General features: G+C 45.0%; 1 pseudogene. It reads left to right on the top strand.

Annotation, left to right across the window (positions count from 1 at the left end):
* Positions 1-30: 30 nt before the first annotated feature.
* Positions 31-1,124 (top strand): annotated as a pseudogene (locus tag TW85_RS24945) (DDE-type integrase/transposase/recombinase); the annotation flags it as partial.

Genomic DNA, 1,124 nt, shown 5'->3' with positions numbered 1-1,124 from the left:
TATCTCTCACGAGAGCAAAGGAGAATAAAAATGGCCTCGCTCACTCCGATTCAAATAGAAGTCATGACCAATGCGTTAAGAGAAGCGAAAGCGGCTCAGCATGGCGAGCGTCAAACTATATATAACAACGCGTGTGAGAAACTCAATATTAGTATTCACACTTTCCACCGCTATAAAGCTGAACTGATGGGTAAAGCAAAACGAAAGCAGCGTGGTGATACGGGTTCAACAGGGCTAGAGAGAGACGAAGCGATTTTGATATCGGGTGTCATGATGGAGTCTCTTAGAAATAACGGTAAACGCTTGTATAGCTTGATTGATGCGGTTGAAGCATTAAGAGCTGACAATCAAATCAAAGCGGCTCGTATTAATAAAGAAACAGGCGAGCTTGTACCACTTTCTGAGTCTGCCATTCATAGAGCTTTGCGCCATTACAAACTCCACCCGGATCAACTTTTACGACCTAGCGCCCATGCTGAAGTTCAGAGTCTACACCCAAACCACGTTTGGCAAATCGATGCGAGTCTATGCGTTCTTTATTACCTAAAACCAACCGCCGCATCTAATGGGCTTCATGTAATGGCGCGTGAAGAATTTTATAAGAACAAACCAAAGAACCTTCAAAAAGTGATGGCTGATAGGGTTTGGTCTTATGAGATTACAGACCACACCTCTGGCTGGATTTACGTTGAGTATGTGATGGGGGCCGAATCAGGTGAAAATTTATGCTCGGTATTTATCAACGCGATGCAAGAGCGTAGTAACGGCGATGTGATGCACGGTGTGCCTAAGATTTTGTACATGGATCCGGGTAGTGCTAACACGAGTTCAATGACGAAGAACTTATGCCGCCAACTGAACATAGAAGACATTGCGCATAAGGCTGGAAATGCTAGGGCTACGGGGCAAGTTGAGAATGCTCGAAACATTATTGAGCGCTCATTTGAAGCGGGGCTGAAATTTCAACCTGTTGCTAACTTAGAAGAGCTTAATGCCCTAGCGGCGAAATGGCGCATCTATTACAACGCGAAGAGAAAGCATAGACGGCACGGCATGACGCGCACTGATGGTTGGTTACGTATTAAAGAAGACCAGCTTATAAAAGCGCCAAGCATCGAAGTTTG

It is taken from the genome of Marinomonas sp. S3726 (genome assembly GCF_000967665.1).
Lineage (GTDB): Bacteria > Pseudomonadota > Gammaproteobacteria > Pseudomonadales > Marinomonadaceae > Marinomonas.
Note: the sequence above shows the minus strand (reverse complement) of the source record. Positions and strands in the feature narration are given on the sequence as shown.